The organism is Azospirillum sp. TSO22-1 (assembly GCF_003116015.1).
In the GTDB taxonomy this organism is placed as follows: Bacteria; Pseudomonadota; Alphaproteobacteria; order Azospirillales; family Azospirillaceae; genus Azospirillum.
In genome coordinates this window covers 76,913-84,653 of record NZ_LGQZ01000057.1, presented here as the reverse complement: position 1 = coordinate 84,653, position 7,741 = coordinate 76,913, and the positions used below count along the sequence as shown (strand labels likewise).

At 73.3% G+C, this 7,741-nt stretch carries 10 protein-coding genes; 9 read left to right on the top strand and 1 reads right to left on the bottom strand.

Features of this window, described 5'->3' with window-relative positions:
* Nucleotides 1–986: zinc-dependent alcohol dehydrogenase family protein (locus TSO221_RS15585; RefSeq protein WP_109119424.1), on the bottom strand; the 986-nt coding region annotated here is incomplete at its 3' end.
* A gap of 126 nt (nucleotides 987–1,112) precedes the next feature.
* Here TSO221_RS15585 and atpD point away from each other — a divergent pair.
* The 9 genes from atpD to TSO221_RS15545 are packed head-to-tail and all read left to right on the top strand — an operon-like array spanning nucleotide 1,113 to nucleotide 7,512.
* Nucleotides 1,113–2,546, top strand: a complete 1,434-nt coding sequence (gene atpD, locus TSO221_RS15580; RefSeq protein WP_109119423.1) for a F0F1 ATP synthase subunit beta — start codon at nucleotides 1,113–1,115, stop codon at nucleotides 2,544–2,546.
* Complete coding sequence (locus tag TSO221_RS15575; RefSeq protein ID WP_109119422.1) at nucleotides 2,546–2,995, top strand: F0F1 ATP synthase subunit epsilon; 450 nt, start codon at nucleotides 2,546–2,548, stop codon at nucleotides 2,993–2,995. The genes atpD and TSO221_RS15575 overlap by 1 nt, the downstream gene beginning before the upstream one ends.
* Nucleotides 2,992–3,279: an AtpZ/AtpI family protein gene (locus TSO221_RS15570; RefSeq protein ID WP_247878069.1), complete on the top strand. Its 288-nt coding sequence runs from the start codon at nucleotides 2,992–2,994 to the stop codon at nucleotides 3,277–3,279. The genes TSO221_RS15575 and TSO221_RS15570 overlap by 4 nt, the downstream gene beginning before the upstream one ends.
* Nucleotides 3,280–3,282: 3 nt before the next feature.
* Nucleotides 3,283–3,534, top strand: a complete 252-nt coding sequence (locus TSO221_RS15565; RefSeq protein WP_109119421.1) for an ATP synthase subunit I — start codon at nucleotides 3,283–3,285, stop codon at nucleotides 3,532–3,534.
* A complete protein-coding gene (locus TSO221_RS15560; RefSeq protein ID WP_109119420.1) occupies nucleotides 3,534–4,208 on the top strand; it encodes a F0F1 ATP synthase subunit A in 675 nt (224 codons plus the stop codon). Before TSO221_RS15565 ends, TSO221_RS15560 begins: the two co-directional genes overlap by 1 nt.
* A 3-nt stretch (nucleotides 4,209–4,211) precedes the next feature.
* Entirely contained in the window at nucleotides 4,212–4,451 is a 240-nt protein-coding gene (locus TSO221_RS15555) for a F0F1 ATP synthase subunit C (RefSeq protein ID WP_109119419.1), read from the top strand.
* A gap of 10 nt (nucleotides 4,452–4,461) precedes the next feature.
* Nucleotides 4,462–5,208: an ATP synthase F0 subunit B gene (locus TSO221_RS35955; protein WP_199229496.1), complete on the top strand. Its 747-nt coding sequence runs from the start codon at nucleotides 4,462–4,464 to the stop codon at nucleotides 5,206–5,208.
* On the top strand, nucleotides 5,183–6,649 hold the full coding sequence (locus TSO221_RS15550) for a F0F1 ATP synthase subunit alpha (RefSeq protein ID WP_199229495.1): 1,467 nt from the start codon (nucleotides 5,183–5,185) through the stop codon (nucleotides 6,647–6,649). The genes TSO221_RS35955 and TSO221_RS15550 overlap by 26 nt, the downstream gene beginning before the upstream one ends.
* Nucleotides 6,649–7,512, top strand: a complete 864-nt coding sequence (locus TSO221_RS15545; protein WP_109119418.1) for a FoF1 ATP synthase subunit gamma — start codon at nucleotides 6,649–6,651, stop codon at nucleotides 7,510–7,512. The genes TSO221_RS15550 and TSO221_RS15545 overlap by 1 nt, the downstream gene beginning before the upstream one ends.
* Nucleotides 7,513–7,741 lie beyond the last annotated feature (229 nt).

Below are 7,741 nucleotides of genomic sequence, written 5' to 3'. Positions count from 1 at the left end.
TATCCGCCCGTCAGCACCGCCGCTCCGGCCAATTGCCCGGCGCGCAGCCGGTTCACCGCCTCGTTGGCCCGGGCGAGCGGGAAGGTCGTCGTCGTGGTGCGCACCGGCACCTTGGGCGCCAGTTCCAGGAACTCCTCGCCGTCGCGGCGCGTCAGGTTGGCGACCGAACGCACCACCCGTTCGCCCCACAGCAGGTCGTAGGGGAAGGACGGGATGTCGCTCATGTGGATGCCGGCGCAGACCACGGTGCCGCCCTTCACCACCGCCTTCAGCGCCAGCGGCACCAGCGCGCCCACGGGCGCGAACAGGATCGCGGCGTCGAGCGGCTCCGGTGGCGCCTCTTCCGACCCGCCGGCCCACTTGGCACCCAGCGCGCGCGCCAACGCCTGCGCCTCCGCGTCGCCGGAGCGGGTGAAGGCGTGGACGGTGCGCCCCTGCCACACGGCCACCTGCGCCACGATGTGCGCCGCCGCGCCGAAGCCGTATAGCCCGAGCCGCTTGGCCTCGCCCGCCATGCGCAGCGCGCGGTAGCCGATCAGGCCGGCGCACATCAGCGGCGCCGCCTCCACATCGCTGTAGGAGTCCGGGATCGGGAACACGTAGCGCTCGTCCGCCACCGTCAGCTCTGCGTAGCCGCCGTTCACCTGATAGCCGGTGTAGCGCGCCCGGTCGCACAGGTTCTCGCGCCCCGAACGGCAGTAGCCGCACTCCCCGCAGCTCCAGGCCAGCCACGGCACGCCGACGCGGGTGCCCACGCCCAGCCGCCCCACGTCGGGCCCGGCGGCGACCACGGTGCCGATGATCTCATGCCCCGGCACCAGCGGCAGCGCCGGGTGCGGCAGCTCGCCATCGATGACATGCAGGTCGGTGCGGCAGACGGCGCAGGCGTGCACCTTGATGAGCACCTGGCGCGGGCCGGGCACCGGGTCGGGCAGGGCGGTCTCGACCAGCGGCGTGTTGGGGCGCGTGAGGACCATCGCCTTCATCGTGGGGCCTCCTTCCCAATGCCGCACTCTAGCACGGGATGGCTGGGGCGAGCATGCCGCATTCCCGATATCCGGCCCAAGGGTATAGGATAATCGTCATCCCGCCCCGAGCCGTCCGGCCGGCCCATGACCCAGACCATCCCCACAGAGCCCCCCGACGCGCCGCCCCCCGGCCGGGTGGTGGCGGTGCGCGGCTCGGTAGTCGACCTGAGCTTTGCCGAGGGCGGTCTCCCCGACCTCATGGAGGCGGTGGAGATCCTGTGGGACGGGCCGGAGCGCCTGATCGCCGAGGTGCAGCTGCACCTGGACTCCGGCACCGTCCGCGCCATCGCCATGCAGGGCACCTCCGGCCTCGCCCGCGGCACCGCGGCGCGGCGCACGGGGGCGGCGCTGACGGCGCCGGTGGGCGAGGCGGTGCTCGGCCGGCTGCTCGACGTCATGGGGGCGGTGCGCGACGGCGGTCCGGAGCTGCCGGCCGACGTGCCGCGCCTGCCGATCCACCGCGCCCCGCCGCCGCTCGCCCGCCGCAGCGGGCGGCGCGAGCCGTTCGAGACCGGCGTCAAGGTGATCGACCTGCTGGCCCCTCTGGCGCGCGGCGGCAAGGCGGCGATGTTCGGCGGCGCCGGCGTCGGCAAGACCGTGCTGGTCATGGAGCTGATCCGCGGCATGGTCGAACACTACACCGGCATCTCGGTCTTCGCCGGCATCGGCGAACGCTCCCGTGAGGGGCAGGAATTGTGGGAGGAGATGGCGCGCTCCGGCGTGCTGGACCGCACCGCGCTGGTGTTCGGCCAGATGAACGAGCCGCCGGGTGCCCGCTGGCGCGTCGGCCTGACCGCGCTGACCATCGCCGAGCACTTCCGCGACGCGGCGCGGCGCGACGTGCTGCTGCTGATGGACAACGTCTTCCGCTTCGTGCAGGCGGGGGCGGAGGTGTCCGGGCTGCTCGGCCGGCTGCCGTCGCGAGTGGGCTACCAGCCCACCCTGGCCAGCGAGATCGCCGAGTTGCAGGAGCGCGTCGCCTCCACCGAGGGCGCGGTGGTGACGGCGATCCAGGCGGTCTACGTGCCGGCCGACGACTTCACCGATCCGGCGGTGGCCGAACTGTTCAGCCACCTCGACAGCTCCATCGTGCTGTCGCGCGCCATGGCGGCGGAGGGGCTGTACCCGGCCATCGACCCGCTGTCCTCCAGCTCCAACCTGCTCGACCCCATGGTGGTGGGCGAGGAGCACTACCGGCTGGCCGAGGAGGTGCGGCGCACCATCGCGCACTACCGCGAGCTTCAGGACGTCATCGCGCTGCTGGGCGTCGAGGAACTGAGCACCGCCGACCGGCAGGCGGTGAAGCGCGCCCGGCGCCTGCAACGCTTCCTCACCCAGCCGTTCCTGGTGACCGAGGTCTTCACCGGCCATGCCGGCGTCAGCGTGCCGCTGGCCGAGACCCTCAAGGGCTGCCGCGCCATCCTGGCGGGCGAGGGCGACGACTGGGCGGAGGCCTCCTTCTTCATGACCGGCACGCTGGATCAGGTGCAGGCGCGGGAACAGGCGGGGAGGGCGTGATGGACCTCGTGATCACCACGCCCACCGCCGTCGCCGCCCGCGTGCCGGACGTCGTCCACCTGCGCGCCGAGGACGCCAGCGGCGGATTCGGCGTCCTGCCCGGTCACGCCGACCTGCTGACGGCGCTCAGCGTCTCGGTGGTGAGCTGGCGCCGCGCCGACGGGCGCGAGGGACACTGCGCGGTGCACGGCGGCGTGCTGACGGTGTCCGGCGGCGCCCGGATCGCGGTGGCGACGCGCGAGGCGGTGGTTGGCGACGACCTTGGGGCGCTGGAGCACGACGTGCTCGCCCGCTTCCGCCAAGCCCGCGAGGAGGAGGGGGAGGCGCGCACCGGCGCCCGGCGCATGCATCTGGCGGCGGTGCGCCACATCCTCGCCTACCTGCGGCCCGAGCGGCGGCCGACAGGCCCGTTGCAGGCCACCCGCGATGGTCTGGAGGAATCGCCATGACCGATCCCAGCCACAACGGCCACCGCATGGCCGAGCCCATCCGCCGCCGCCGCGAACGGCGCGAACGCTGGGCCAGGGAAGGCGAACGGCCGGTCGGCCGCAACCTCGCGCTGATCGGTGCGCTCGGCTGGCTGGTGGTGGCGCCCACGCTGGCCGGGCTGTTCGCCGGGCGCTGGCTGGACGGGCTGGCCGGCGGCGGGATCTTCTGGACGGCCTCGCTGATCTTCGCCGGGGTGGCGGTCGGCGGCTGGCTGGCCTGGAAACGCATCGAGCAGGAGCGCTGAGCCATGGTCCTGCACGTCCTCCTTGGATTTCTCGCCGGCGCCGGGTTGGGCTACGCGTTCTTCCGCGGGCTTGCGACAGGAACCCGGCTGACCCTGAATGGCGACGCCAGGCGCACCGTCCCGTTGCATCTGCTGCGCATCGGTGGAGCGGTCACGGGCTTCACTCTGGCGGCGATGTTCGGTGGGGCGGCGGCGCTGCTCGGCATGCTGGCTGGGTTTCAGGCGGCCAAGGAAATCGCGGTGCGGAGGGCGTGATGACGGAATCCCCGCTCACCGCCCCCGTCGTCTTCACGCTCGGCCCCGTGCCGGTGACGCTGCCGGTGGTGACCACCTGGGGGCTGATGGCGCTGCTGACCCTCGCGGCCGTGCTGGCGACGCGGCGGCTGACGGTGGAGCGGCCGGGGCGGGTGCAGGCGGTGCTGGAACTGATCGTCCAGACGCTGCAAAAGCAGATCGGCGAGACCATGCAGGCCGACGCCACGCCGTTCCTGCCGTTGCTCGGCACGCTGTTCCTCTACCTCGCCACCGCCAACCTGTCCGGGCTGATGCCGGGCCTGAAGGCGCCGACCGCGTTCATCGAGACCGCCGCGGCGCTGGCGCTGATCGTGCTGCTGGGCAGCCAAGTCTACGGCATCCGGGCGCGCGGGCTGTGGGCATACCTCAAGGGCTTCGCGCACCCCACGCCGCTCCTGCTGCCGCTCAACCTGCTGTCCGAGGTGACGCGGGCCTTCTCGCTGTCGGTGCGCCTGTTCGGCAACGTCATGAGCGGAGAGTTCGTCATCGCCATCGTGCTGTCGCTGGCCGGGCTGTTCGTGCCGGTGCCGCTGATGGCGCTCGAACTGCTGCTCGGCCTCGTGCAGGCGTACATCTTCACCATCCTCGCCGCGGTGTTCATCGGCGGCGCCGTCGGTTCCATCGAGAGGGGATAAGCCATGGACGTCCATGCCATCAGCATCCTGGGCGCGGTGATCGCCGTGTCGGTCGGGGCCATCGGACCGGCGCTCGCCGAAGGCCGCGCGGTCGCCGCCGCCATGGAGGCCATCGCCCGCCAGCCGGAAGCGGCCAACACGCTGTCGCGCACGCTGTTCGTCGGCCTCGCCATGATCGAGACGATGGCGATCTACTGCCTCGTCGTGGCACTGCTGCTGCTGTTCGCCAACCCGTTCGCCTGAGAGGCGCGCCATGCATGTCGACGGCTGGACGCTGCTTCTCCAGGCGGTCAATTTCCTGATCCTGGTGTGGCTGCTCCGCCATTTCCTGTACCGTCCGGTGCTGGCCGTGATCGCCGAACGGCAGGCCGCGACCGAGCGCGTGCGCACCCAGGCCGAGGCCATCCGGCAGGAGGCCGACGGGATGCGCCACGGCCTGGAGGACGCCCGCGCCGGCCTCGCCGCCGAGCGCGACCGCCTGCTCGCCGCCGCCCGCGCCGCGGCCGAGGCGGAACGCGCCGCGCTCCTCGACGGGGCGCGGGCCGAGGCCGACCGCCTGCTCGCCGATGCCCGCGCCCGGCTGGAGGAGGAGCGCCGACAGGCGCTGGCCGCGCTGCACGGGCAGGCCGCGGCGCTCGGCACCGATCTGGCCGGCCGGCTGCTGCGCGCCGCCGGGGGCGACGACGGCCGCTTCCTGGACGCCGCCTGCCGCAGCGTCGAGGACTTGCCGGAGGCGCAACGCCACGCCCTGGCCGGCGGAGAGACGCCGGTCCCGGTGCGCCTCGTGACGGTCACACCGCTCGACCCGGCGCCGTGGCGGGAGCGGCTGGCGGCGGCGCTCGGCCGGCCGGTGGCGCTGGAGGCCGCCGAGGATCCCGGCCTGATCGCCGGGGTGGAACTGCACTTCCCGCACACCGTGCTGCGCCACTCATGGAAGCAGGCGCTGGCCGAGGCGACGGAGGAGCTGACCCGCGATGACGACGCTCACGCAAGCGCTTGACGCCTGGGTCCCCGCGGCGGCGCGCCGGCTGGACGGCGTGCGGGCCGAGCCGCGCTTCGAGTTCGTCGGCCGCATCGTCTCGGTCGGCGACGGCATCGCGCGGGTGTCCGGCCTGCCGGAGACGCGGGCGGACGAACTGCTGCTGTTCCCCGGCGGCGTGGCCGGGCTGGCGGTCGACCTGGACGGCGAGATCGGCTGCATCCTGCTGGGCGAGGACCGCCACCTGTCGGCCGGCGCGCCGGTGCACGGGACCGGCGCGGTGGTGCGGGTGCCGGTCGGCGACGCGCTGATGGGGCGGGTGCTCGACCCGCTCGGCCAGCCGCTCGACGAGGGCGCGCCGGTGGCGGCGGAGCGCTTCGAGCCGGTGGAGCGTCCCGCCCCCTCCATCGCCGACCGCGCCGCGGTGACCGAACCGCTGTTGACCGGCACCGCCATCATCGATGCTCTGTTCCCGCTGGGCCGCGGCCAGCGCGAGCTGCTGATCGGCGACCGGGCGGTGGGCAAGACCTCCATCGCGGTCGATGCCATCCTGAACCAGAGGGACGGCGACGTGTTCTGCGTCTACGCCGCGATCGGGCAGAAGGCGTCCGGCGTGCGCGAGGTCATCGAGGCGGTGCGGCGCGGCGGCGCCTTGGGCCGCACGCTGTTCGTCGTCGCCCCGGCCGACGCGCCGCCGGGACTGCAATGGCTGGCCCCCTACACCGCCTTCACCATGGCCGAGCATTTCCGCGACAGCGGCCGGCACGCCCTGGTGATCGTCGATGACCTGACCAAGCACGCGGCCGTGCACCGCCAGCTTTCCCTGCTGCTGCGCCGCCCGCCGGGGCGGGAGGCCTATCCGGGCGACGTGTTCTGTCTGCATTCCCGCCTGCTGGAGCGTGCCGCCAAGCTGTCGCCCGCCCGGGGCGGCGGCTCACTGACCGCGCTGCCGATCGCCGAGACGCAGGCCGGCAACCTCTCCGCCTACATCCCGACCAACCTGATCTCGATCACCGATGGGCAGGTCTACCTGGACGCCAAGCTGTTCCACGAGGGGCAGAAGCCGGCGGTGGACGTCGGCCGCAGCGTCTCGCGCGTCGGCGGCAAGGCGCAGCCGCCGGAGCTGCGCGCGCTGGCCGAGCCGCTGCGCCTGCAATACGCGCAGTTCCTGGAGCTGGAGGTGTTCACCCGCTTCGGCGGCATGGTCGACGAGAAGACCCGCGCCGCCGTGGCGCACGGCCAGCGCATGCGGGCTTTGCTGGCGCAGCGCCATTCAAATCCGCAACCGCTCGCCTTGCAGGTGGCGCAACTGACGGCGCTCTCCGACGGCACGCTCGACCGGCTGCCGGTGGAGGCGGTGCCGCGCTTTCGAAGCGCGCTGGCGGCGCTGCTGGAGACGCGGCCGGATCCAGACCTGAAGGCCCTGATGCGTGAGGCCGCCGCCGGCCTGGGAGGCTCCTGATGGTCGAACGCCTCTCCGAGGTCGAGTCCCGCCGTGCCAGCGTCGAGGAGCTGGGCACGGTCACCGACGCCATGCGGTCGCTGGCCGCGGTGCGGCTGCAGCAGGCCTCGGCGATGCTGGCCGGCACCCGAACCTACGCCGAGGTGGTGGCCGGCGCACTGGCGCAGGCGGTGGCGCTCCGACGCGGCACGCCCGGCCGCTGGCCGTCGCGCAACGGGCGGGGCAGGCCAGCGCTGGTGCTGTTCGCGCCCGAGCACGGCTTCGTCGGCGCCTTCGCCGAGCGACTGGCCGACACCGCCCGGACCGCCTCGCCGGGGCACGCCCTGTGGGTGGTCGGCAGCCGCGGCGCGGCGCTGCTGGAGGAGCGCGGGCGCCCGGCCGACTGGTGGCTGCCGATGGCCACCCACACCGACGGCGTGACGGCCACCGCCCGCCGGGTCGCCGAGGCGCTCTACCGCGCCGCCGCCGAGGACCGGTTGAGCCGGGTCGAGCTGCTGTACGGCCGCACCGTGTCCGGCGGGGCGCCGGATGTCGTCCGCGAGGCGCTGCTGCCGCTCGACCTCGCGCGCTTCCCGGCGGCGGGCGGGGCGGTGCCGCCCTTGACCAACCTGCCGGCGGCCGATCTGGTGGCGCATCTGGTGGACGAGTACGTCTTCGCCCTGCTGGTCCGCGCCGCCATGGAGAGCTTCGCCGCCGAGAACGCGGCGCGGCTGCTGGTGATGATGGCGGCGCGCCAGAACATCGAGGCGACGCTGGACGAGCTGACCGGCGTCGTCCGCCGCCTGCGACAGGAGCAGATCACCACTGAGTTGATCGAGCTGGCCACCGGGGCCGAGGCGCAGGCCGGCGGCGCGGCGCATTAATCGTCCGGTCACCACTTCCGTCGCACGCTCGGCCGGAGCAGCCATCCCGGTTTGGACAGTTTCGTTCGCACGATATCCTTGCAAGGGACGATTGCTTTGCCCATGAAGGTCGAATGAGGCAAAATCGATCGGGCTAGAAGGGCGGGCAAGAGTGGAGCCGAACGTGTGCGACATGGGTTCCGAGCGACCCTCACGCTCCTGGCGGAGAGGAACCGCCGTCCTGCTGGCG